The sequence below is a fragment of the Cytobacillus firmus genome, from assembly GCF_023612095.1.
Classification (GTDB): Bacteria; Bacillota; Bacilli; order Bacillales; family Cytobacillaceae; genus Cytobacillus.
Window position 1 is genome coordinate 556,559 of record NZ_CP086235.1, and the last position, 24,263, is coordinate 580,821.

Here is a 24,263-nt window from a genome sequence, read left to right on the forward strand (position 1 = left end):
ATTTATCCTCTTAAGGGCATTTAATAAATAAATATTGAATAAACTAAAAAAACAATTAGATGATTTGTAAAGATTCAATTAAAATTTCTGCTGATAGATATACGCAGGTGTTTTTTTCGTTTATTATTTTATTACAAACTGAAATGAGAGGTTTTCATCAATGAATTTGAGCAGGAGAGCATTAGACATTATTAGTGTTTTAGCATTAGTGTATATAATAACTCAGCCAATCTTAGATCTGACGACTTCACTTTCCATGAGGCTGATGGATCAGGAGTTATCATTGAATTTGTTATTTCGGATTGCCTTTATGGCTTTGGCCGGCATGTTCCTTGTGTTTGTTAAGAATAATCCTCATCAAAAATTCACGCTCAGTTACATATTCCTGTTATCTAGCTTGATGGGTGCAAATTTACTGGTTAATTATTATATTAAGCCAAATTTTATTTTGGTGGACGAAATTAAGTTCATTGTCAAATTAATCTATTTTCCGCTTTCACTAATGTTTTATGTAATACTATTTAAATTGAACAATGCTGAAAAATGGAATGAAAAAACAATAAAATATGTAACCTATTCTATCTTTATTATTAGTTTCTCTATGTTTCTTGCCGGAGTAACAGGTACTTCATTTGAAAGCTATGAAGGAGGGAAGCATGGGCATGTAGGCTGGTTTTATGCAGGGAATGAAATAGGAGCCATACTTGCTATCGGATTTCCGGTTGCGGTTTATGCAGCAGCACTAAAGGGGAAGTGGTACTGGTTTCCTGTGATTTTCTGTATCTATTCACTGTTTTCCCTGGGGACAAAAGTCGGTACAGGGGCTATTATAATCACGTTATTTATTGGTTTGTTTTTCTCAGTTGTCAATTTCCTTCAAAAGAAGAAAGCCTCACATAAAGTTGTTAAACTAAGTAACATAATTATTCTTGCTGCATTGATAATAGGCAGTGCTGTGTATATTCCATTTTCACCTTTGGCTAAAAATATGAATGTACACTTATCATGGCTGGGTCTTGAAAATAATAATGAAACGGTAAGTGGGCCGAAAACGAGTAAACCTTCAGATGAACAAGTGCAAAATCTAATATATAGCGGCCGTGAAAAGTTTTTATTAGATCATCAATTATATTTTAAGGAAGCTCCAGCAGCGCAGAAACTCATAGGTATGGGGTACGGAGGGAATTATAAAAAGGAAGCAAAAATGATTGAGATGGACTTTCATGATATCTTTTTTCTCTGGGGTATATTGGAATGCTCATTTATTTAATTCCTTTAATTTATGTATTATATAAGGTATCGATATATTTTATTTTGAACCTTAAGATGATATTGGTTTATAAGAATGTACTAATCGCTGCCGGTATCATTTTGGGTCTGGGAATATCTTATATGGCTGGTCATGTACTAACTGCACCTGGCGTAAGTTTTTATATGTCGCTGCTTTTAGCTTGGCTGTTTGTTTCTCGATCATCTGCATCAGAGTCGGAAATTACTTGAAAGAAGGATGGGTATGCTTCAAAGCTTTAAAGACCATGGATTAAGCTTATTTAGAGCAGCGGTTACCTCTTTTGTGAGCCTTTTAGTCATTGAATTCATATACCGGGGAAGCATAATAGATTTTAGTAATTGGTTTTTAAGTCATTCCAATTACTTTCTATATGCTTTTGTTTTTATGTTTTTCTTTTTTGGATCGCTTTCTATTTTGAAAAGCAAAGCCTATTTTCTTGTTTCAGCACTGTTTGTTCTCATAGGGATCATAATAGCCTTTGCAAGCGGGACTAAGGAAAAATTGAGAGGTGATCCATTACTTCCTTCAGACCTTGTGCTGGCTGGCGAAGCAAAGAACATGCTTCAATTTTTTTCAGGTGTTTCATTATATTATTTAATCATGCTGCCGGTTATCTTGATCTTGTTTTTATTTATCCTTTGGATAGTCTCTAAGAAAATGTCTGTTGATAATATTCCTAAATCCCATTATATAACTGCATCAATTTGTTTGCTTCTTTTCACACTTTTCTTATTTAAGGATTTAAATAATGAGGGCAGGGTCTTTAAAAAACCTTTTGGAATAAATTCTGAGGCAGCAAGCCCAAAGCAACTGTATGATATTTATGGGGTGGCAATAGGGTTTATTAGCAGTATATCGGGAATCCAGGAGGAGAAGCCTGAAACCTACGCAGCGTCTAAGATAGAAGGTATCATCAGTGAAGTGAAGAATGAAAAGGCTTCCCAGCGGAACTCAGCTAAAAAGCCAAATGTGATAATTATTATGAGCGAGGCTTTTTGGGATCCGACTGTAATGAATAACGTATCATTTAATAAAGATCCGCTCCCTAATTTCCACCATCTTTCCAGTAACTTTACATCCGGGAAACTTCATGTGCCGGTATTTGGAGGATCTACTTCAAATACAGAGTTTGAAATTCTAACAAGTATGAGCACTCAATTTTTAAGTCCTGGCAGTGTTCCTTATAAAAACTATATAAAAGAGCCAATACCAGCATTGCCGCACATTTTCAGGAGTGAAGGCTATGAAACACTTGCGTATCACACCTATCATAACTGGTTCTATGAAAGAAATTCAGTCTATAAACACCTGGGTTTTGATCGTTTCGTCAGCTTGGAATTCTTCCCTAATCCAGTTCAGGATATGATGTATTACCGAGATAATGAAATTACAGATGAAATTCTCAAGCAAATAGAAAAGAGTGATAAACCGAACTTTATCTATGCAATAACGATGCAGAACCATGGACCTTATCGGACTGATGCAAAGAAGTTTTATGCAACTATGGAAGCGCAATTAAAAGAGGGAGAAGGTTCCTTTACTCCAGATGCCGAAAATATTCTTGAATTTTATGCTGATAATTTAGCAGAGATTGATAAAGATTTACAAAGGCTTATTAATTCGCTGGAGCAAATGAATGAGAAAACAATGGTAGTCTTTTTTGGCGATCATTTGCCTTTGTTGGGGGATAACTACCAGGTCTATAAAGAAGCTGGATATTTTACTGGGGAAGAAGACTTTAACAGTTATTTAAAGATGTATCAGACACCTTTGCTTATATGGGACAACTTTTCGGATCAAAAGGAAAATTTACAATTGAGTGCTCCTTTTTAGGCCCATACATTATGGAATTAGCTGGAGTCAAAGGATACTATCTGACAGATTTCCTAAATGAAACTAGAAGATCCGGAAAGTCAATATTGCCGCGGAAGGATTATTTGAATGAATCATCACCAGAAGAAGGTGATTTGATAAAATATGAGCTGCTTCAGTATGATATATTATTTGGCAGAAAGTTTGGTTTGGACTTGCAGAGGATTAAAGTGGAACCGAGCAGCAGCTATCGATTAGGCCTTGGTGATCCTAAGATTAAAAGTGCCGAACCAGCCAAATATAAAGGGAAAAATGCTCTTTTATTAAAAGGGGATTATTTTACTTCAGGTTCACAGGTTTATATTAATGGAGAAGCTGCAGACTATACATTTATTGATAGTGGGACTGTTTATGCTTTTATACCTGAGAACAAAAATGTGAAAACTCTTCAGATGAAAATCTTTGACAGTGAAAATGTTTTATTAAGCTCAAGCAATGAGTATACCGTTAAATAACTAAAGGTCCCGCCGTTAGCAGGCGGGACTTTGTTAAATACTATACATTAAAAACTCTTTTTACTACCATCTCTGTAGCATTTCCTGTTTCCCAGCTGCAAATCTTATCATAAAATTCATCATAAGAATGCTTATAATTTTTATTGACAGATTCAATATTTTCAATTGCATCCAGTACTTCATCTGTTGATTTTAAAAGAGGGCCCGGAAGCTCTTTCTCCATGTCGATGTAAAATCCTCTAAGGGTATCTCTGTATTTTTCAAGATCATATGTGAAGAATAGTATAGGCCTTCTTAAGTTGGCATAATCGAAAAACACGGATGAGTAATCGGTAATCAATATATCAGAAATTAAGTATAGCTCTGCAATATCATCATATTTTGAAAGGTTAAAAGCGAAATCCTCAACACCAGCTGTGTCTATATGATCAGCAATGAAGTAATGCATTCTTAGTAAAATTACGTAATCGTCACCAAGCTGAGCTTTCATTTTTTGCAGATCCAGCTTCAGTTGAAATTTATATTGACCAGGCTTGTAAAATTCATCATCCCGCCATGTTGGGGCGTAAAGAATAACCTTTTTGTTATCGGATATCCCAAGTTTCTTTCTTATTTCATTTGCCTTGTTTTCCTTTTGCGGTGAATGTAAAAGGTCGTTTCTGGGATAGCCAAATTCCAGCATTTCCTTTTCAAACTTAAAAGCTCTTCTGAAGATTTCCGATGAATATTGATTTGCTGAAATCAAATAATCCCATCGTCTGGATTGCTGATAAAAATGCAATTTGTATTTAGGGTTAGCTGAATGTATCTCATTCATATCAAATACAAGCTTTTTTAAAGGTGTTCCATGCCAAGTCTGAAGATAAATATTACCTTCCCGTTTATTCAGGTGCAAGGGAATCCGGGAATTGCTGACCCAGAATTTAGCTGTTGCCATATAATAATAGTAGCGAAGGCTAAATCTCTTTATCTGTTTAGCATTACCTGGAATTTTTCTTTTTTCGTTAAAAATCCATATATATTGGTAATCGAGGTTTTTACTTACCATATACTCATAAATATTTTTAGGACTATCTGAATAATTTTTTCCTAGAAAGCTTTCAAATACAATGGTCTTCTCTTTTAGCGGCATGTTAGAAAAGACTCTTCTGTATAAAAACACAAGAAGTTTAGTTCTTCCTGAAAAGGCGGTTTTTAATTCTCTTAGTCCATGGTGTGTCTTTAATAATCTTTTTAACTTCATTGCTTTTTTGTTTTTTAAAGCTAATAGTTCGGATTTCACGAAGATGTTGCCATTCGAGATTACCTCATCATTAAGAGATTGAGCTGCATTAGAGAGTGAGTCAAAATGATGATCAATTTGGTTTCTATCTTGAAAAAACATGACAACGGTCCGGCGGTAAAATTGCAAAAACTGCTGATCTAGATACTTTTGTACATCATTTTTAGCCTTGAACTCTGTTTTCAATAAGCAAAATATATAAAGAAAATCAGTGACTTTTTTCTCAGTGTCCAGCTGCATTAAAGCAGGATTTGATATTGGATCATTTCTCGTTCTTTTATAATACGTACACTGATTGAGTACAGGTGATCGATCAAGCAAAGCAATAAGTCCTGCTAAAAATTGAAGATCTGAATAACAGTCGGTAGCCTCTGAAAATCTCAATCCATGCTTGTGAACAAAATCTGCCGATATTAGACGATTAAGCACAGACATATTTTTGAAAGCATTCTCTAGTGTCTGGCTGATCACTTCACTCTCTATTAGTACGTTATTCTCAGTTTCATTCATTTTATTCAAGTTCATCGTTTGGCCTGAAATAAGAGAAGAATCCCCCATATTTTCAATTAATGATTTTAATGAATGATCTGGCAGATAATCATCACTATCTAAGAAGTAAAGGTATTTCCCTGTTGCTTTTTCGATGCCCAAGTTTCTTGCTGCACCGGTTCCTTTTCTTTTGGGAAGGCGATGGACAACTATGCGTGAATCCCTTTCAGCAAAAGCATCTATGGATTTTTGGCAGGTTTCCGAAGAACCATCGTCAACTAAGACAATCTCCAGATCTCTGTAAGTTTGGTTGATTGCCGAGGTTATGGAAGCATCAAGGAATTCTTCAGTATTATATATTGGAATAATAACGGATATTTTACTCATCTTTATCTCCCTTATAAACATTTGACCTTAGTGGATTACATTATATTCTAACATTATTACCGAAAAAGGCGATAGGCAGTGTTAATAGTATATTCGTCCTGCCCACGGCAAGTATAATGCAAGAAGCTTCCAAACAGCAAAAAAGCCCAATAAACTATTAGGCTTTTTTGCTTAATTTATGTAAGTCAGAACTTTTTCCCAGCGAGCATCCCATGAATTTTCTTTTCCTATAGATTGACGGCTGGCGATCTTTTCAGGTGAGTTGCTGTCTGATGAAGAATCCATTACTTTTAATATTGTCTGAATGAATTCTTCTGGTGTATCTGCAATTTCAATTATCTGCCGGTACTGAGTAACTTCAGGTAATGGAGTGGAGATAATAGGCTTGCCCGCTGACAAATACTCATACATCTTGATCGGGTTAACACTCATAGTCAGTTTGTTTATTCGAAATGGTATAAGGCAAATATCAAAAGACTGAATGTAGTTTGGGAGGTCTTTATAAGCCTTTGCCCCTAAAAAATGCACATTCTTTAGGTGTTTAAACTTTTCGATGCCAGTATCTACAGGGCCAATCATAACGAATGAAAAATGCTCGAGATTTTTAGCGGCTTCCGCAATCATATCAAGGTTAATCCAATCGCTAATCCCTCCAATGAACCCGATAATTGGCTGTGTAATATGAGAAATGTCATGCGGAATGAGCAGGGTATCAGATTGGACACGTGAAAAATGTTCAAATTCAGCACCATTTGGGATAAGATGAAAATTCGGATTCCATCCCTTTCGGTCATCTAAAAGTTGTTTGGCAGTTGCAAAACATACAGCTGACCGCTGCATCAGTTCTTTTTCCATTTCAGCCACCAAATTTTTATCAATTAGTCCTGTAAAAGAAGCGTGATCATCCACACAATCATAAAAAATTTTCTTGAAAGGAATATGTTCCAGTAAGTCCACTGAGTTTGGCAAGAAAGCATATAACTCCAATTCGGCTTCTCCCAATTTCTTAAGAGCACTTTTTATGCTTTGCGCAATTAAAAGCTGGTTTAATTTATTTATCTGCCTGTTCTTATTTCCAAAAGGCAAAATTGGAGGAGGGCTGAGTATATACAAGCTTTCTGTAACTTTCTTTATTCCTTTACCCCACCTTTTCCAATTGCTCCATAGTGCCTTGTTTTTTAAAGGACCCAGAAGTGTGACTGGCGGTTCTACATATAATACTGTCCTGCCGGATTGTGCTGCTCTTTTCATAAAATGGTGCGGACGGTGCTGCACGCCTTCCCATTCACCCGCTGAGGTTGTAATCATTACTTTATTCTTCACCATATTTTTGACTCCTTTTTCTGCGAATAAAATCTATTATCCAAGTAACTTCACGGCATTTTAAAATTATTGCTCCCGAACCTGCAATGGCAAAAGCAAGAACTGACGTTATGGTAAAAGATAAAAACGGATACAACTGATTATAGAGAGGACGTACAAGATCAACAATAAAAAAACCAACAAAGAAAATCACCATTAATTTTACACTGTTTTTTAAGTAGCCATTTATTTCCGATTTCTGAATTGAGGCCTTTTTTGGCAAACTTGCGAATAAATAAAGAGTTTGCAGCATCATAGCAATAGAAGTTGCTAGAGCTATCCCGCCTACTCCTAAGAATTTTGCTAAGACCAGGCTTAAAATAATGTTTGCAAGTACTGATACAATACTTCCAATCATAGTGATTTTGGTTTGCTTTAAAGCAACGAATGACCGGTTTAAGAATTCTTTTAAAGCAACAAATATCATCCCGAAAGAATAAAAAAAGAAAGCTGAAGCAGTCATACTGGAAGCTGTTGAATCAAATGCTCCTCTCTGGTAGGCAATATTGACTAAATTCCTGCTCTCCAGGAGCATAACAATAACAATCGGGATTCCAAGTAGTGTTATTGCACCCATGCCGGAGAAGATAAGTCCTGCCAATTGTTTCCCTTTTGCTATAGCCGCATCGACAATCGAAGGGAAAATTACTGTAATAAGAGATAGTAAAATAATACTTAAAGGCAAAAACATAAGTTTATTTGAATAGTTTAATGCTGAAACACTTCCTTCTGGTAAACCAGAAGCAATCATACGGTCAACAACTGCATTCAGCTGATAGGCAATTGAGGCAATCACTATTGGAGCAAAAGCAAAAGCAGTATCCTTAATTGTATTCTTATGTTTTTTAAAGTTAAAGTTTAATCTTAGAACTTTATATTTCCGGATAAATGGAAACTGGATAAGAAACTGACTGACAGCTCCCATTAATGTAGCTATTGCTATACCGTATATACCGTAAAACTCACTAAGAAAAACGATTGCCATGATGACTAGAATATTCTGTGGGATAGCTCCAAAGGCAGGTGGAGTAAATACCTTTTCATATTCCAATATGCCTGTCATGATAGCTGACAAAACATAAAAGCAAAAACTGGGCAGCATAATCCAGGTTAATATATTTGTCAGATGAAGCTGCTCCCCGTCGAAGCCTGGAGCAATCATTTGGGTTACCATGGGAGTAATTAAGTAAAAAAGTGCTGTAAGGACCACAGCAACAATCAAAAATAAGGTTCCTAATACACTGACTATTTCACTTGCTTCATCCTTACTTCTTTTTTTTGCTTCAGCGTATAGCGGGACCATTCCTGTAGAAATTGCCATACCCACTGCTGTGAACATTAGTACTGGGATGATGGAAGCTACAAAAAATGCGTCAGTGGTAGCAGATGCACCAAAATATGATGCCATTAAAAGCTCTCTGCCAAAACCTAATAATTTGCTGATGATTGCTATAAAGGTTAAAAGACCTGCAGCTTTTATCAATTTTCGTTTCATTAATATTCTCCAAACATTATTTAATATTTAGCATGGGCAAAAATGGAAAGGATTATAAAGAATTAATGGGCTTCTCCTATATTAAGGTATAACATATCAGAAAGGAAAGGGAGAGTAATCTGAGATTAAACTTATGTAAATTTAATTAAGAATTAATTAACTTATTTTCAATGATGAATAGACATGCTAATGTATAGATTAAATATTAGAAGCTATTAAGCAAACGAGGGTAAAATTATGAATGAGCGAATAAAAATATTGGGTATTCCTTTCATCAACACTTCTTTCAATAAAATGATTGAAATACTCCAAGGCAAGATTGAAAAAGAGGAAAAGGCATTCGTTGTCACAGCCAATCCTGAGATCGTCATGTATACATATGAAGATGCAGAATATAAAGAAACGATTCTTAATGCGGATTATATTGTACCTGATGGTCATGGAATTCTTTTGGCCTCCAAGATTCTGGACAAGCCTATAGATGAGAGAGTTACAGGTTATGACTTAATGATGAAGCTGCTGGAACTGGCAAATAAAAATAGATGGAGAATTTTCCTCCTTGGAGGTAAAGCGGAAGTAAACCGAAAGGCAGCATTAAATTTAACGGCTGAATTTCCTGATCTGGTTCTTGCAGGTAATCAGGATGGTTACTTTAATACTGATGATAAGAAGGTTGCGTGTGAAATTGCAAAATCGAATCCTGATCTAATATTTGTTGCCCTGGGGTTTCCAAAACAGGAAAAATGGATTTTGGAGAATATTTCCTCATTCTCAAAGGGAGTTTTTATCGGAGTAGGCGGTAGCGTGGATGTACTGGCCGGTGAAGTTAAACGAGCACCAGACATTTGGCAGAATATGAAATTAGAATGGCTCTACAGGCTTTTGCAGCAGCCATCGAGATGGAGAAGAATGCTTGCACTACCCCGCTTTGTTATACAGGTTTTATATTCAAAAAACCAAAAGAAGGATTAGACCGTTTATGAAACCTTTTCTAATGAGTTTCGTCATATATCATGAGACAGAGGATGGTGAAGAATGAAGGTTCTCCATTTGAACGCTGGAAATGAAACCGGGGAGGAATGTATCATATTCTTGATCTGTTAGAAACCTTAAATCAAGACGAGTTCTTCCTTGGAGTTTTTGAGCACGGACAGATGTTTGACAGGGCTTTCAAGAGGGGAATTAATACTAAGCTCTTCAAGCAAAAGTCTAAATATGATTTTTCTATTATTAACAAAGTGACGCGTTTTATAGATGAAGAAGGAATTGACATTATTCATACACATGGACCACGGGCAAACTTGTTTGGGTGCCTGATCAAGCGAAAAAGGCCTGAGTGTATTTGGGTAACTACAGTTCACAGCAATCCCTTTCATGATTTTTTAGGGAAAGGGGTAGCAGGAAAGGTTTTTACCAGATTGCATCTAATGGTTTTAAAAAAACCTGATCATTACTTTGCCATTTCAAGCCGTTTTAAAAATCTGTTAAGTTCTCAAGGTATCGAAGAAAAGAAGATCACCACGATTTTTAACGGAATTGACTTTTCGCCCAGCCAGGCAACCGATAAAGTAAATAGAAAAAACTTAGGTTTGAATGAGGATTATTTTGTGATCATTATGATCGCCAGGCTTACACCGGTTAAGGGACATTCTATTGCACTTGATGCATTAAAAAGGGTTAAGAGAAATTATTCAAAAATAATGCTTCTTTTAGTTGGGGATGGCTTTCTTGAAGGTGAATTAAAAAGGATGGTCACAGAACAAGATCTGGATGAAAATGTGATTTTTATGGGTTACCGGGAAGATGTGGACCCTCTTCTCCAAATTTCAGATATAAAAATTCTGACATCACACAGTGAGAGTTTTCCATTGGTTTTACTTGAAGCCGCCAGAGCCAGGTGTCCAGTGATTACCACAGATGTAGGTGGAGTAAAAGATCTTATTCCCTCTGAAGATTTTGGGTGGGTGGTTCCTGTTAATGACCCTTCTCAGCTTGAATCAGCTATCATTGAAGCTATTGAGTTGAATCAAAATGGAGAGCTTAAGCAACTTGGTGAAAGTTTATATCATAGAGCTTCTGCATTATTTACAGTTGAAAACTTTAGAAACGCTGTCTTGACCGCATATCAGAAATTAAAGGAATAACCTGACAGAGGTCGATTTTTGTCGGAATTTTACTGATTCTGCATTAACCGATTATGTTATAATAATCCCTGTGTGTATGTTTACACACTTTTAGAAATAAATGCCTGATTCCATGCGAGAAATAGGGGCATTCTATTCATAAGGAGGGTCTGCAATGTTTTACCTGACCTTAATATTATGTTTTTTATGCTCCGTAATTATGACACCCTTAGTCAAAAGGCTGGCATTTAAGATCGGGGCTACAGATAAACCAGAACAGAGAAAAGTACATCAAAAAATCATGCCTCGCCTAGGGGGTTTGGCCATTTATATAAGCTTCTTGATAGGGGTGTTAATTTTTCAGCCCTCCAAGGATTATCATCTGGCCATAATTATTGGAAGTTTGATTATTGTTGGAATAGGAATGCTTGACGATATCTATAATCTGTCCGCAAAGGTGAAATTTATAGGGCAAATTGGTGCTGCCTTAATTGTTGTTTTATGGGGTGGAGTGGAAATGGATTTCATTAATGCTCCTTTTGGCGGCACAATTAAATTTGGATATTTTGCTATTCCACTCACAGTTTTATGGATTGTAGGAGTAACAAATGCAATAAATCTAATTGATGGATTGGATGGCCTTGCAGCAGGAGTTTCATCAATAGCACTCATTACAATATCTGTAATGGCTATGCTCATGGGCAATACTTATGTTATTGCTATTTCAGCATTATTAGTTGTAAGCACGCTTGGCTTTCTCATTTACAATTTCCATCCTGCAAAGATATTTATGGGTGATACTGGTGCCTTGTTTTTAGGCTACATGATTGGTGTTCTGTCATTGCTCGGTTTTAAAAATGTTACAATGATTTCATTTATTATACCTATTCTCATTCTTGGCGTACCTTTATCAGACACATTCTTTGCAATTATAAGAAGGTTTGTCAATAAGCAGCCATTGTCCGCACCGGATAAATCACATTTACATCATTGTTTATTAAATTTAGGGTTTACACATAAGCAAACAGTCCTTATGATTTATGCTATTGCGGCATTTTTCGGGCTGGCGGCTATTATTTTTTCCCAAGCTAAAATCTGGGGTTCTCTGATATTGATAGCTGTTATTTTAGTTCTTATTGAACTTTTTGCCGAAATTCTCGGTCTTGTAGGAAAAGACTATCAGCCAATCCTGAAAAGACTTAAATCCCGTGTCCGTTAAAAAGATGAATATGTTAACAATAAGTAACCCCTAATAGGTTGCTTATTTTTTTTTGTTTTTATGCAAAAAAAAACCGCTTTTGGTCTTGTCCCTGTCAAGTAGACAACATAAAAAGCTAAGCAGTGAGCGCGTGTCGATATTCTATCGGCGCGCGTTTCTTTAGTTTCTCTTGTCTTCGTTTGTAATTGTAATGGTAGATGTAATCCTCAAGAGCTTGTTCTAGTTCTTCTCCTGAATTACACTTATTTATATACAGCTTCTCGGTTTTGAGATGTGAGAAGAACGATTCTACACAGGCATTGTCAAGGCAGTTTCCTTTTCGAGAGTGGCTGCCCTTGATGCCGTAATCCTCTAATCGGCTGCTGTATAGCTTTGACGTATACTGGAAGCCTTGATCTAAATGGAGAACGGCTTCAGCTACGTCTTTTTTCTTTGTCCATTTTTCTACTGTATTTAACACAAGTTCCAGATCATTTCTCTTAGATAGCTCCCAACTTACTATTTCGTTATTAAAGAGATCCTGTATGACCGATAAATAATAAAATTCTTCTCCCACAGACACATATGTTATATCCGTTACCATCTTTTGATTAGGTCCTGCAGCCCTGAAATTCCTTTTAAGGCGATTAGGGAAGATAATAGAAGGACTGCGACCGTGCCATTTTCTCTTCTTTCGGATGACTGATTGTATGCCCATTTCCGTCATCAGTCTGTAGACCTTCTTGTGGTTGATTAAATACCCATTTTCATTTAATTCATCTGTCATACGAGGCCGGCCAAATTCAGGATGCATGAAATGAATCCCCAAAATGTGCTCTCGAATATCTTGTTCATCCTTAGCCTTCTCTTCCCGTTTACCATTCGTTTTTCTCCATTTGTAATAGCTAGCCGGTTTGATATAGGCAATCTCAAGCAGCCAGGAGACCGGATAGGTCCCCCTTAACTCATCAACCAGTTCATACTTTATTCTTCTGGGTATGTTTCCTCCTCCTTTACCAGATTTGGATACTGCTTTTTTAGAAATTCAACCTGTGCTTTTAAATAATCTCTTTCCTCTTCAACCGACTTGAATTTAGTCCTAGGCCTGCCTTTTAAAGGGTTAGAGATTCCTTTACGCTCATTAAACGGTACTCCAGCTTTCCATTTCTTAACCCACACTTTAAGCTGGCTGCAGTTACGGATTCCCAATTCTTCTGCCAGTACTTTATAACTCTTAGACCCATTCACGTATTTCATGACGGCATTATGTTTAAACTCCTCCGAATAGCTATTAAAAGTTTGTCCTTTCTTTGCCATAGAAAAAATCCCCTCCAAGTAGCATTCTTTCCTCCATGGTAACATGGAGGTTTTTTTGAATGTCTACTTAAAGGGGACATTAACATTTTTGAGGTTTTTTTAATAGTCACTTTCCTCTTGGCTTTGATACTCACTTTGAACGGTATTGTCGACTTTTTCAGCAGGGTTTTGTCCATATTCAGTATTGCCAAGATCCAGGTGATTTTTTAATTCTGTTTGGATTTCAGCCAGATTGATTTCATCTAATTCGTAATAATATACGCGGTTTCCATTGCTATTAGGCAAGTACATATCTTGGCCTGCCAGATTTAATGATTCTATATTTATTGATGTTCCTTCAGTTGCATAATTTAAGAAGGCTTTCATCTGATCAAAAGTTAAATCAGTTTCCATATTTTTCCCGACTGCATCGATTACAGTTGCATACTTTGATATGGAACCAACTGAAACAGCTCTGTTTACAATTGCTTTCAGGATTTCCTGCTGTCTTACACCACGCTGGATATCACTATCCTGTTTTCTGGTCCTGGCCAATGCCAGTGCTTCTTCACCATTTAATAATTGGTATCCGGGTTCTAAACTGATGGCATTAGGTGTATCATTTGAGTCCTGTTCTGAAAATGCGTAAGGGACATCCACTTTAATTCCATCTAAAGCTTCTACTATATCGATGAACGCATTAAAGTTCACTTTTACATAAAAGTCGACTGGAATATCAAGCAGCTCTTCAACAGTTTCAATGGTGGTTGCAGGGCCACCGTTAGCATGGGCGTGTGTTATTTTGTCCTGGTATCCCAATTTCGGGATATAAACATAAGAGTCTCTGGGGATGCTAAGCAATTTAACTGATTTGGTATCCTTATTAAAAGTAGCAAGCATAAGCGCATCCGATCTCGAGGAAGTGCTGAAAGATCTTTTGCTGCTGTCATCCACACCGATGAACAGTACTGAAATACTATCTATATCCGGCTGGGCTGCAGATGCTCTCTTTGTTGTGCGATCTATAGGATTGTAGGAATCTTCCATAACTGATTGTGCTTTATTATATAAAAATGTTCCATAAGCCGTGGCGCTAAGTGTCAGTAAGATAATAGGAAGGAAAATAAATAAAAAGATTCTTCTCTTCCGTTTGGATTTTCTTTTTTCAATTGCTATTGAACGTCTATCATGAGACATCTGTATGCTCCTTTATTTAAAAGTAACGAGTGCCATAAGTTATTTTATAATTTTTAGGGAGTTTAGTAAAACAAAACTTTGGGTATGCTATTATTTTATCTCTTCTTCCAGGTAAAGACTGTCACCTAAAGTAATTTCACCAGCCCCATTTGTTAATTCGGTCATCCAGTCAGTAAAAGCTTTGATTTGATTTTCTTCAACAAATGTTTCAACTGTGACTGAATCAAGATAATGAATTTCCTTTATTGCGTAAATTGACGTTCTCAGCTCATTTTCGACTTTGCCAAGCAAGGTATAATCAATCTTTGTCTTCATCACTGTCATGAGCTTTCTTTCAACAATTCCAGTCGCTTGCAAGCCTGCAGAGGTTGCCTTTCCATATGCCCTGATCAATCCGCCTGCTCCCAATTTAATTCCGCCGAAATATCTGGTTATGACAACCACAGTATCCTTAAGATTTTTTTTCTTCAACACTTCCAGAATCGGCACACCCGCTGTGCCGCTTGGTTCTCCATCATCATTTGCTTTTTGGATCTGGTCGTTTTCTCCAATTAAGTAGGCAGAACAATTATGGGTAGCATTGGAATGTTTCCTTTTAATCTTCTGAATAAATTCCAGCGCCTCTTCCGCTGTTTCTGCTCTGTCTACATGGGCAATAAACCTGGATCTTTCTATTTCGATTTCATTTTCTCCGTATCCCTTAACTGTATAATAAGAGGGCAGCACGAAACCGCTCCTTTCTTAAAATTAGTACGAAAGTTCAGCTATATCCATTATAATTCGACAAGTTTCCCAACAACAATTTTTTAACAGAATGTAATCAAACTTTAATATAGAACATTTCTTCCCATGTTATAATGAAAACAATTCTGATGTTTATGCTGCTATAATAAAAAAAATATGCCGATTTTAATCTTTAAGTGGCATAAATATACATATTGTTTTGCCTGATAGTAATGTTTACCCTATCTGTATATAGGATATAAGACATAAGGCGAAATCACAAGTCTAAGCCTTTTTACCGAATTTTAGGTAACTTGGTATAATTTTCAGACTGGAAAGATAGTATCTTAGCTCATTTAGCGCTAAAATAAAGGTACATAGCGGAAGGGTTACGCCCTTGGAGGAGTGTAAATGAGTATTAAGAAATTCGATTCCAAGACTCTGGATCTTATCCTTGAAAAAATGGTCCAAACAGTAGGTACCAGTAAAGATGAAATTTTCCGTATAGGCGAGCAATGCCGTAAAGATTATAAGACTTTAACGGAAGAATTGATGGAAGTAAAACAAATGGTCCTTAAAGTAATTGAAGAAGGGGACAGGCTGGAAGTGCAAACCCGGTTTGCAAGAAAGCGCCTTTCTGAAGTAAGCATGCATTTTAAGGATTATACAGAGTCTGAAGTGCGCGAAGCCTATGAAAAGGCCCATCAGCTTCAAATGGACTTATCCATGAACCGTCAGCTTGAAAAACAGCTTAGAGATCGCCGTGATGATATTGAAAGAAGGCTTATAGGTGTTAACGACACTATTGATAGATCGGAAGTCCTCATTTCACAAATTACGGTAGTGATGAATTACCTGACAAGTGACCTGAAACAAATGGGAGAAATCATCGAGGATGCGAAGCTCAAACAGGATTTTGGCCTGAAAATCATTGAAGCACAGGAAGAAGAGCGGAAAAGGGTATCCCGCGAGATCCATGACGGACCTGCCCAGATGATGGCGAATGTCATGATGAGGTCCGATTTAATTGAACGGGTATACAAAGAGCGCGGTGCTGCTGAAGCCATTACTGAAATAAAAGACCTGAAAAAAATGGTCCGCAATGCTTTATATGAAGTCCGCAGGATTATTTATGACTTGCGTCCAATGGCTCTTGATGATCTAGGCTTAATCCCTACCCTCAAAAAATACTTAACAACGATCGAAGAGTATCACAGGAGTACAAAGATAAATTTCACGAATGTTGGCGAAGAAAGTCGATTGCCGACTCAATATGAAGTCGCATTGTTCCGTCTGATTCAGGAGTCTGTGACTAATGCTCTAAAACATGCTGAAGCTAAAGAGATTCAAGTGAAAATAGAGATAAACAGCACCAGGGTAGCAGTAGTCATCAAAGATGATGGGAAAGGCTTCAATATTCGCGAGAAGCGTCCGGGCTCTTTTGGAATTATGGGAATGGGAGAAAGGCTTGAACTTTTGGATGGCCAGATGTCCATAGACTCTAAACCAGGCAAAGGAACCATTGTCATTATCCAGGTGCCATTGAATTAAGAAACACCTTAAGAATAGAGATAGAAAACTAACTGGAGATTTGGGAGGCGAAGCATTTGAATACAAAGATCGTCATAATTGATGACCATCAATTATTCAGAGAAGGGGTAAAACGCATTTTAGATTTCGAAAAGAGCTTTAATGTAGTGGCAGAAGGCGATGATGGCAGTGAAGCCATGGCGCTGATGGAAGAGTATGACCCAGATGTAATAATCATGGACATCAATATGCCGAATACCAATGGCGTGGAAGCGACCCGTCAGCTGATTAATAAATATCCGGAATCAAAAGTAATCATTCTTTCCATCCATGATGATGAAAACTATGTTACACATGCCCTTAAGACAGGGGCAAGCGGATACCTTTTAAAAGAAATGGATGCAGATGCGCTAGTGGAAGCTGTAAAGGTTGTCGCCGATGGAGGATCTTACTTACATCCGAAAGTTACACACAACCTGGTAAATGAGTACCGCCGCTTGGCTGCAGAGGGAACTAGCAACAGCTCCTATTCACAGGTGGAAATCCGCCGTCCTCTTCACTTGCTGACACGCCGCGAATGTGAAGTGCTTCAGCTCCTTGCAGATGGCAAAAGCAACCGCGGAATTGGGGAAGCTTTATACATAAGCGAAAAAACGGTAAAGAACCACGTAAGCAATATCCTGCAAAAAATGAATGTAAATGACCGTACTCAGGCAGTAGTAGTAGCAATTAAAAATGGCTGGGTCGAGGTGCGATAATTTTACTGTGAGAAAAAGTCCTTTTTGGAAGTGGCTTTTTCTTTTTTATTTTTAACTTTACTCAATAATCTCAATAAATTTCCTAAGAAAACAAAAGGACCATTTAAATATCTTCTAAAGGCAAGATGGGAAATCTCCTCAATTAATAAAAAAATAATAAACGAAGAAAGAATAATTGTGATTGCTTGCGCCATGGTTTACCTCTATTCTTTATTGTTTCAAAGGAGAATTTACTTATTTATAATTAATGATAACGGATAGACAATTTTATTTAAAGGTATTTATACACTTTTTTTGAAATATTAACCAAAATAAACACGCAATAGCATTGGCTTTTGCGTGTTTATTTTATAAGTGCTGCAGCATATATTTGGAAAATAGCTTTTGTATTGGAGGATCTCTTTTTAGCCTGGTTCACCATTTGAACAAGCTCTTCAATTTCTTTAGGGGATGCACTGTCAATCAGCCATGAAGCAAGTTCTGTTCCGCTGATAGAATAGCTGATATTAGGAACTTTGATACTTTTATATGCGCTTAATTCCCTATTAAGGATTTGATGAAGTTTATCTAAGCTGTACTTAGTTGATGTGGGATTATTTTGATTAATCAAATATTACAGCTCCTTTACAAAATAAAGACACAAAAAGCATTTTATCATATTTCTGGGAAAGATTTGAAGGTAAATTTATACCAGATTTGAAAAGTGGGTATTATGGAGGGCTTATACAGTTATCTGTTTCCTAAACTTAATGCATTTCCCCCCACAATCATATAAAATGGAACATACAGTAGAGAAAAAAGATAAGGATGGTACCTCTATTTATGAAAACGGCTGTTGTAACAGATAGTACAGCATATATTCCTAAGAATTTAAGAGATAAGTTAAATATACATATGATTCCGCTGAGTGTGATTTTTGGCGGTGAGACGTACCAGGAAGAAGTGGAAATTACGGCTGCAGACTTTTATGAAGAAGTGAAGCATAAAGAGCTTCCGACTACTTCACAGCCGCCGGTGGGTGAATTTGCTGAGCTGTTTGAGAAATTATCGAAAGAGTATGATGCAGTGATCTCGATTCATCTTTCCAGTGGCATAAGCGGTACCTTTCAGGGGGCGGTTACTGCCGGGAGCATGGTCGACGATATTCAGGTGTTCCCATTTGATTCCGAAATCAGCTGTATGGTGCAGGGCTTTTATGTGGTGGAAGCGGCTGAACTGGCTGCTGCCGGTAAAAGTCCACAGGAAATCGTGGAACGGCTTGAGGAAATGAAAAAAAGCATTCGCGCTTATTTTATGGTGGATGACCTGTCGCATCTTCAGCGGGGAGGACGATTGTCCAGTGCACAGGCCTTGATTGGAAGTCTTCTCCAGGTTAAGCCGCTGCTTCATTTTGAAGATAAAAAAATTGTTCCGTTTGAAAAGATTCGCACCCGGAAGAAAGCTATGAAGCGGATGGTTGACCTTTTCTGGGAAGATGTGAAAAGCGGCGAGCCATATCAGGCGGTTATTATCCACGCCAACCGCGAAGCAGAAGCGCGTGAGTGGAAGGCTGAGCTTGAAGCGGAATATCCAAATGTTGAGTTTATGATCAGCTATTTTGGACCGGTTATTGGAACTCATCTAGGTGAAGGCGCGATGGGATTTGGCTGGGTGAAGAAGTAATGTTTGCGCCATTCTGGGGAGTGGCGCAGATTTTTTGAGAGGAGTGATGTGGATTTGCAAATAGATTGAGGACTCCTGCAAATAGAATGCTTGAATATGCAAATAGCGGGCCTGAATCTGCAAATAGATCCGGGAACTTGCAAATAGAACCGTAACACTTGCAAATAGACAGATAAACTATTTAGTCAGAGGTGAACTAATTGAGATTTACTCCTAAAATGACCCCCTATATAAAAGATTTTCCTCCAGAAAGCCTCCCGATATCCTCGATTGACACCATTCCGGAGACGCCACTTATCGAAAACTACTCATTTAACAAAGAACTTCAGCAAATCCTCCATGGAAAACAGCTTCTACTCGAAAACCTTCAGCATCCACTCGAAGAAATCCATCAGCACTATGAAAATGGCTATATTACCTACCGAAAAGGGATCATTAAGACCAAAAGCAAGATTACTTGTGCCAGATGCGGGAATAAAGACCGCACACTCTTCGCAAGCTTCCCGTGTGCCCGTTGCGGTGAGAAGGAGTGTGCGTACTGCCGAAAATGCATCATGATGGGCAGAGTCAGTGAGTGCTCCCCTCTAATTGGCTGGTGCGGATCAGAGCCTGTCAGTGAATTAAAAGAGCACCCCCTGGAATGGACCGGCACCCTTTCACCCGGCCAGCAGATTGCATCCGATCAGGTAAAGCAAGCTGTAATCGAAAATAAAGAACTCCTCGTCTGGGCTGTCTGCGGTGCAGGAAAAACGGAGGTTCTATTCGAAGGAATCAGCACTGCCCTCGTCTCCGGAAAAAAAGTCTGCATTGCCACTCCAAGAACAGATGTTGTGCTAGAGCTTGGACCGCGGCTTCAAGCAGTTTTTCCCGGCATCCAGGTGGCTGTTCTCTACGGCGGCAGTGAAGACCGTCATCTCCAAGCGCCTTTAACCATCGCCACCACGCATCAGCTGCTCCGCTTTTACAAGGCTTTTGATACAGTCATTCTGGACGAAGTGGATGCCTTTCCTTATACGGCAGACGAAAGCCTTCAGTATGCTGTCCGCCAGTCCCGCAAAGAACATTCCTCCATGATTTATCTGACAGCTACCCCAAATCAAAAATGGCAGAATGAATGCCGGAGCGGGAAAAGGAATTTTGTCACCATCCCCGCCAGGTTTCACCGTCACCCCTTGCCTGTGCCATCCTTCAAATGGTGCGGAAATTGGGAGAAATCCCTTAAAAAAGATAAGCTCCCGCCAATCGTCATCCAATGGATTAAAAAGAGGCTGGACAACCAAAAACAGTGCCTGCTCTTCCTCCCCAAAATCGATAAAATGGATAAAGTCCTCACCATACTCCGAAAAACTTATCCTACAATCCAAGCTGTTCACGCAGAAGACCCAGAACGAAAAGCCAAAGTCCAAATGATGCGCAACAAGGAAATCCCCATGCTTCTCACCACGACCATCCTGGAAAGAGGAGTTACGTTCCCTAATATTGACGTAGCTGTTTTTGGCGCAGAAGACCGCATTTTTACAGAAAGTGCTCTTGTCCAAATTGCCGGCCGTGTAGGTAGGAACTCTGACTACCCCAAAGGAGATATCACCTTTTTCCATTACGGCAAAACCGACAGCATGGTCAAAGCACGAAAGCAAATCCTCCATATGAACACAGAAGCCAAAAAGAAAGGATTGATTGACTATTAACTGCTTAATCTGCCATGAAGAAATTCTCTCAACAGTTAGCTGGTCCACTCTCTGGTCCCGTCCAAAGGAGAATCATTTATGCCAAGTCTGCACAGACAAACTCCCATTTATTAAAGGAGAGGCTTGCAATAAATGCAGCCGGCCGTTCAGTACTTTAGATCCTCAATTTCGACAAGACGATACCTGTACTGATTGTGTAAGGTGGAACCATGATCCAGAGTGGTCAGGGATACTTGATAAAAATCATTCTATTTTCACCTATGATGACTTTCTGAAAGAGACACTCGCCAGGTATAAGTTCCGGGGTGATTATGTTTTGGCCAGAGCTTTCACTCCTTTTATAAAGGAAAAGCTGAAAAACCTGAATTTCGATTGTCTTGTTCCGATTCCATTAAGTCCTGAAAGGCTGTATGAGCGCGGATTTAATCAGTCTGCTGCACTCATCCGTGAGGCAGGCTTTACACCTAAAGACCTGCTGCAGCGAATCCATTCTGAGAAGCAATCCAAGAAATCGCGTCTTGAGCGGATTCATCATCATCAGGTCTTCGAGCCGCTCAATATTAATATTGAAAATAAAGTAATTCTTCTAATGGACGATATTTATACTACAGGCTCCACTTTATACCATGCAGCGAAGGTATTGAAAAATGGTGGTGCAGCCTCAGTATTTTCAATTACTCTGGCAAGAGGTTAGTATTTGGAATATATTTCAATATAATTTCTGGGTCGTAATATTAATAGGTAATTAATCCTATGTTAAAATATCCTAAACAAGTAAAATTTTTATAGATGAGAAGACAGCAGGGAATGCGGGCAGCACAGGAATACTTTGCAGCTGCTTTCGGGGAAAGGGTGCAGTGAAGTCATTGGCTGAAGATAACAGGGATCTAGTTGAATGTGATATCCATAAGACGGAAATTATGAAAATAAAAAATAACCTCAACCAGGCCCAGAAGATCGCAAACATCGGAAGCCTGGAGTACGATATAGAAACTGACAAAGGGTTTTGGTCCGACCAGCTGTTCCGGATTTTTGGGCTGAATCCTCAAAAAGGATTATTTCCAGACTATCGAATGTATTTAAAGTTTCTTCATCCGGATGACCGGCCGACATTTATAGAGCAGTTCAGCAGGCTGCTGAATGAAAAAGATAGTTTGGATTTGATATGCCGGATAACCAGGCAGGATGGTGAAGAACGGTATATTCACCAGCGTGCAGATTATTTTGCAGATGAAGATGGATCGCCCAAAATCATTGCCACGATTCAGGATATAACTGAAAAGCGGCGCATGGAAGAAAAACTTTATGAAAACGAACGGAAAATTGGACAGATATATGAAAATCTTGATGTGGGCATTTATTCTGCAGATTTTCTGAAAAAAAAGGTTTTTCATTTTTCCAGAGGGGTGGAAGGGATTTTCGGCTACACGGCCGAAGAGTTTATTTCCGACTTCGATTTGTGGAACGATGTAATCCATCCGGATGATGTGCAGGCGGTAGAGGAAGAGCGGGCGGAACTTCTGAATGGGAATAGTATCCGCTATCAGTACCGGATTGTTCATAAGTCCGGCGAGTTAAGGTGGGTTAATCATCATAGCATCCCGCATCTGAATGATAGAGGCGAGCTGATCCGGGTTGATGGATTTGTAACAGATATAACGGAACAGAAATGGCTTGAAAAAAGAATGAGGCGTATGGCTTTTTATGATCATTTAACCGACCTGCCGAACCGCAGGTACTTTGATCAGAAGCTTCAAAGCCTTATAGAAGATGATGCACATAAGAGATTTGCGGTTTTGTTTTTTGACTTGGAGCGGCTAAAGCAGATTAATGATACATTCGGCCACTCTGCCGGGGATGAACTTCTCAGGCTTGTTTCTCAAAGAATTAAGGAGAGGGTGAATTATTTTTCAGCAAGAATTTCCGGTGATCAGTTTGCGGTCATTATGGAATCTATTCAGGAAGCGGAGGACCCTGCACGATTAGCGGATTCTATCAATCTGATCTTCTCTGAATCGTTCCATATCAACAGCTTTGAGCTAAAAATCTCTCCATCCATAGGCATAAGTTTATATCCGGATAATGGGAGCACAGCTGATGAATTGGTCAGAAATACGGAATCTTCCCTGTACCATGCCAAGCAGAAAGGGAATACCAGATTTCAGGTGTACCATCCCTCCATGGATATTGAGTCTTATAAGCTTTTTACGCTGGAACAGGATATGCGGAAGGCACTTCAGGATGACGAGTTTTTTCTTGAGTACCAGCCAAGAGTTGATGCGAAAACACGGAGACTAGTTAGTGCGGAAGCTTTATTAAGATGGGATCATCCGGAATGGGGCAGAGTCTCGCCGCTGGAATTCATACCCGTTGCAGAAGAAACCGGTTTAATCGTAGATATTGGCGAATACGTGATAAGGAAGGTATGCAGGCAAATTCATTCCTGGAAGGAAAGCGGGCTGCCGGTTGTTCCGATATCCGTGAACATCTCTCCCTTAAGCTTTTTGAAAAGCTGTCTTGTTTCCACGATTAAGGCTGCATTGGACGAGAATCATCTGGACGCGTCACTGCTTGAGATTGAATTGACGGAATCTTCCCTGATCAATTACTCGGAGAACGTGATAACAGTGCTTAAGGAATTGGGTGAGATGGGAGTGAAAATTGCGCTGGACGACTTTGGAACCGGTTATTCTTCCATCACTCAATTAAAGAAATATAAATTCGCTGTTTTAAAGATTGATAAAACGTTTATCCGGACAATGGATAAAAATGCGGAAGATGCCATCATTACAGCCAACCTGATCTCGCTTGCCCATGGGCTGAATATGAAGGTGGTAGCGGAAGGTGTAGAGACCTTTGAGCAATTCTATACTTTAAGGAAAAATGAATGTGACCAAATACAGGGGTACCTTTTCAGCAAGCCGATTCCTCCTTCCATCTTTGAACAGAAATTGTTAATTGGCATTTTGAAGCCGCAAAATAGCAAAGAAGACAATGTGTTTAAAGGTTTGCGGAAGTATGAACGGGTCGAGTTTCCTTACCCGCTTGAAGCAAAAATGACCATCTTAGAGCTTAATAGAAAGCCTGTCAAAATGGGCAGCGCGAAAATTTTGATTGAAGATATGAGTGCAGGCGGAGTAAAATTTGTGTCCAAAATGAAACTTCCCGTGAGAAAGAATATTATTCTTTTGATTGAAACGAAGCTATTAGGAGAGTTCCTTGCATTTACGGGAACGATTGTCCGGAAAGACGAAATATCGGATACTCTGACTAATTATGGATTTCAATTTATGATCGAAGAGGGACCAAGAGCAAAATTGGAGGAGATGCTTGGCAGTCTGCAAAAACAGCTGGAGCAAAATCCGTCTGTACCCGACTCCCTATTCATAGAAACAGCCAGCAGTCAGCTATATTTTGAATAATGTTTTTCTATAATTATCCTATTCTTCGGGATA

The 24,263-nt window shown here is 38.5% G+C and carries 20 protein-coding genes and 2 pseudogenes; 13 read left to right on the forward strand and 9 right to left on the reverse strand.

All coding sequences use genetic code 11. From position 1 onward, the window contains the following. The first annotated feature begins 256 nt into the window (after positions 1–256). From LLY41_RS02795 to LLY41_RS02805, 3 genes and pseudogenes are all read left to right on the forward strand, one after another. Positions 257–1,500, forward strand: a pseudogene (locus LLY41_RS02795) (O-antigen ligase family protein). Between the two features lie 13 nt (positions 1,501–1,513). After that, positions 1,514–3,124, forward strand: coding sequence for an LTA synthase family protein (locus tag LLY41_RS02800; protein WP_304586870.1), 1,611 nt, complete (start codon positions 1,514–1,516; stop codon positions 3,122–3,124). Positions 3,125–3,135: 11 nt separating this feature from the next. Continuing rightward, positions 3,136–3,618: an IPT/TIG domain-containing protein gene (locus tag LLY41_RS02805; protein WP_304586871.1), complete on the forward strand. Its 483-nt coding sequence runs from the start codon at positions 3,136–3,138 to the stop codon at positions 3,616–3,618. Positions 3,619–3,658: 40 nt separating this feature from the next. On the opposite strand, the gene LLY41_RS02810 is transcribed toward LLY41_RS02805, so the two are convergent. The 3 genes from LLY41_RS02810 to murJ form a co-directional block, all read right to left on the reverse strand. Continuing rightward, positions 3,659–5,776 carry a bifunctional glycosyltransferase/CDP-glycerol:glycerophosphate glycerophosphotransferase gene (locus tag LLY41_RS02810; RefSeq protein WP_304586872.1) on the reverse strand — a complete coding sequence of 706 codons (2,118 nt, stop codon included), beginning with the start codon at positions 5,774–5,776 and terminating at the stop codon, positions 3,659–3,661. A gap of 171 nt (positions 5,777–5,947) precedes the next feature. Continuing rightward, positions 5,948–7,102 carry a glycosyltransferase gene (locus LLY41_RS02815; protein ID WP_304586873.1) on the reverse strand — a complete coding sequence of 385 codons (1,155 nt, stop codon included), beginning with the start codon at positions 7,100–7,102 and terminating at the stop codon, positions 5,948–5,950. After that, entirely contained in the window at positions 7,089–8,633 is a 1,545-nt protein-coding gene (gene murJ, locus LLY41_RS02820) for a murein biosynthesis integral membrane protein MurJ (protein WP_304586874.1), read from the reverse strand. Before murJ ends, LLY41_RS02815 begins: the two co-directional genes overlap by 14 nt. Positions 8,634–8,870: 237 nt before the next feature. Between murJ and LLY41_RS02825 the strand changes: the two genes are divergently transcribed. The 3 genes from LLY41_RS02825 to LLY41_RS02835 all read left to right on the forward strand — a co-directional run bounded on the left by LLY41_RS02825 (position 8,871) and on the right by LLY41_RS02835 (position 11,975). Further along, entirely contained in the window at positions 8,871–9,605 is a 735-nt protein-coding gene (locus tag LLY41_RS02825; protein WP_304586875.1) for a WecB/TagA/CpsF family glycosyltransferase, read from the forward strand. 107 nt (positions 9,606–9,712) lie between these two features. After that, on the forward strand, positions 9,713–10,777 hold the full coding sequence (locus LLY41_RS02830; protein ID WP_304586876.1) for a glycosyltransferase family 4 protein: 1,065 nt from the start codon (positions 9,713–9,715) through the stop codon (positions 10,775–10,777). Between the two features lie 154 nt (positions 10,778–10,931). Then, on the forward strand, positions 10,932–11,975 hold the full coding sequence (locus tag LLY41_RS02835) for an MraY family glycosyltransferase (RefSeq protein ID WP_304586877.1): 1,044 nt from the start codon (positions 10,932–10,934) through the stop codon (positions 11,973–11,975). 115 nt (positions 11,976–12,090) lie between these two features. Here LLY41_RS02835 and LLY41_RS02840 read toward each other — a convergent pair whose 3' ends face one another. The 4 genes from LLY41_RS02840 to LLY41_RS02850 all read right to left on the reverse strand — a co-directional run bounded on the left by LLY41_RS02840 (position 12,091) and on the right by LLY41_RS02850 (position 15,173). Next, the gene (locus LLY41_RS02840; RefSeq protein ID WP_370460315.1) at positions 12,091–12,999 is read right to left on the reverse strand and encodes an IS3 family transposase; all 909 of its coding nucleotides are present in this window, start codon (positions 12,997–12,999) and stop codon (positions 12,091–12,093) included. Further along, complete coding sequence (locus LLY41_RS22390) at positions 12,939–13,271, reverse strand: transposase (RefSeq protein WP_095246263.1); 333 nt, start codon at positions 13,269–13,271, stop codon at positions 12,939–12,941. The genes LLY41_RS02840 and LLY41_RS22390 overlap by 61 nt, the downstream gene beginning before the upstream one ends. Positions 13,272–13,370: 99 nt before the next feature. Next, entirely contained in the window at positions 13,371–14,447 is a 1,077-nt protein-coding gene (locus tag LLY41_RS02845; RefSeq protein WP_304586878.1) for an LCP family protein, read from the reverse strand. Positions 14,448–14,537: 90 nt separating this feature from the next. Beyond that, on the reverse strand, positions 14,538–15,173 hold the full coding sequence (locus LLY41_RS02850) for a YigZ family protein (protein ID WP_304586879.1): 636 nt from the start codon (positions 15,171–15,173) through the stop codon (positions 14,538–14,540). A gap of 408 nt (positions 15,174–15,581) precedes the next feature. Here LLY41_RS02850 and LLY41_RS02855 point away from each other — a divergent pair, with 408 nt between their 5' ends. Beyond that, complete coding sequence (locus LLY41_RS02855; protein WP_304586880.1) at positions 15,582–16,721, forward strand: sensor histidine kinase; 1,140 nt, start codon at positions 15,582–15,584, stop codon at positions 16,719–16,721. 56 nt (positions 16,722–16,777) lie between these two features. Then, the gene (locus LLY41_RS02860; RefSeq protein WP_304586881.1) at positions 16,778–17,458 is read left to right on the forward strand and encodes a response regulator; all 681 of its coding nucleotides are present in this window, start codon (positions 16,778–16,780) and stop codon (positions 17,456–17,458) included. A gap of 2 nt (positions 17,459–17,460) precedes the next feature. Here LLY41_RS02860 and LLY41_RS02865 read toward each other — a convergent pair whose 3' ends face one another. Together LLY41_RS02865 and LLY41_RS02870 are read right to left on the reverse strand one after the other, a co-directional pair. Further along, positions 17,461–17,652, reverse strand: a complete 192-nt coding sequence (locus LLY41_RS02865; protein WP_304586882.1) for a hypothetical protein — start codon at positions 17,650–17,652, stop codon at positions 17,461–17,463. Positions 17,653–17,801: 149 nt separating this feature from the next. Next, positions 17,802–18,068, reverse strand: a complete 267-nt coding sequence (locus tag LLY41_RS02870) for a hypothetical protein (RefSeq protein ID WP_304586883.1) — start codon at positions 18,066–18,068, stop codon at positions 17,802–17,804. A 212-nt stretch (positions 18,069–18,280) separates the two neighbouring features. On the opposite strand from LLY41_RS02870, the gene LLY41_RS02875 reads away from it, so the two are divergent. The 5 genes and pseudogenes from LLY41_RS02875 to LLY41_RS02890 all read left to right on the forward strand — a co-directional run bounded on the left by LLY41_RS02875 (position 18,281) and on the right by LLY41_RS02890 (position 24,230). Then, the gene (locus LLY41_RS02875; protein ID WP_304586884.1) at positions 18,281–19,120 is read left to right on the forward strand and encodes a DegV family protein; all 840 of its coding nucleotides are present in this window, start codon (positions 18,281–18,283) and stop codon (positions 19,118–19,120) included. A 218-nt stretch (positions 19,121–19,338) separates the two neighbouring features. Next, on the forward strand, positions 19,339–20,808 hold the full coding sequence (locus LLY41_RS02880) for an ATP-dependent helicase ComFA (protein ID WP_304588003.1): 1,470 nt from the start codon (positions 19,339–19,341) through the stop codon (positions 20,806–20,808). Then, positions 20,798–20,992 (forward strand): annotated as a pseudogene (locus LLY41_RS22395) (double zinc ribbon domain-containing protein); the annotation flags it as partial. The gene LLY41_RS02880 and the pseudogene LLY41_RS22395, both read left to right, overlap by 11 nt. Positions 20,993–21,124: 132 nt before the next feature. Beyond that, a complete protein-coding gene (locus LLY41_RS22400; RefSeq protein ID WP_370460316.1) occupies positions 21,125–21,502 on the forward strand; it encodes a ComF family protein in 378 nt (125 codons plus the stop codon). Between the two features lie 172 nt (positions 21,503–21,674). Then, positions 21,675–24,230, forward strand: a complete 2,556-nt coding sequence (locus tag LLY41_RS02890; protein ID WP_304586886.1) for an EAL domain-containing protein — start codon at positions 21,675–21,677, stop codon at positions 24,228–24,230. Positions 24,231–24,263: the final 33 nt, after the last annotated feature.

What these genes read in the sequence shown, in the direction of transcription:
- LLY41_RS02825 (WP_304586875.1), top strand. Translation starts at nt 8,871, where the DNA reads ATGAATGAGCGAATAAAAATATTGGGTATTCCTTTCATCAACACTTCT.
- LLY41_RS02800 (WP_304586870.1), top strand. Translation starts at nt 1,514, where the DNA reads ATGCTTCAAAGCTTTAAAGACCATGGATTAAGCTTATTTAGAGCAGCG.
- LLY41_RS02880 (WP_304588003.1), top strand. Translation starts at nt 19,339, where the DNA reads ATGACCCCCTATATAAAAGATTTTCCTCCAGAAAGCCTCCCGATATCC.
- LLY41_RS02815 (WP_304586873.1), bottom strand. Translation starts at nt 7,102, where the DNA reads ATGGTGAAGAATAAAGTAATGATTACAACCTCAGCGGGTGAATGGGAA.
- LLY41_RS02810 (WP_304586872.1), bottom strand. Translation starts at nt 5,776, where the DNA reads ATGAGTAAAATATCCGTTATTATTCCAATATATAATACTGAAGAATTC.
- LLY41_RS02865 (WP_304586882.1), bottom strand. Translation starts at nt 17,652, where the DNA reads ATGGCGCAAGCAATCACAATTATTCTTTCTTCGTTTATTATTTTTTTA.
- LLY41_RS02830 (WP_304586876.1), top strand. Translation starts at nt 9,713, where the DNA reads ATGTATCATATTCTTGATCTGTTAGAAACCTTAAATCAAGACGAGTTC.
- LLY41_RS22390 (WP_095246263.1), bottom strand. Translation starts at nt 13,271, where the DNA reads ATGGCAAAGAAAGGACAAACTTTTAATAGCTATTCGGAGGAGTTTAAA.
- LLY41_RS02875 (WP_304586884.1), top strand. Translation starts at nt 18,281, where the DNA reads ATGAAAACGGCTGTTGTAACAGATAGTACAGCATATATTCCTAAGAAT.
- LLY41_RS02835 (WP_304586877.1), top strand. Translation starts at nt 10,932, where the DNA reads ATGTTTTACCTGACCTTAATATTATGTTTTTTATGCTCCGTAATTATG.
- LLY41_RS02855 (WP_304586880.1), top strand. Translation starts at nt 15,582, where the DNA reads ATGAGTATTAAGAAATTCGATTCCAAGACTCTGGATCTTATCCTTGAA.
- LLY41_RS02845 (WP_304586878.1), bottom strand. Translation starts at nt 14,447, where the DNA reads ATGTCTCATGATAGACGTTCAATAGCAATTGAAAAAAGAAAATCCAAA.
- LLY41_RS02805 (WP_304586871.1), top strand. Translation starts at nt 3,136, where the DNA reads ATGGAATTAGCTGGAGTCAAAGGATACTATCTGACAGATTTCCTAAAT.
- murJ (WP_304586874.1), bottom strand. Translation starts at nt 8,633, where the DNA reads ATGAAACGAAAATTGATAAAAGCTGCAGGTCTTTTAACCTTTATAGCA.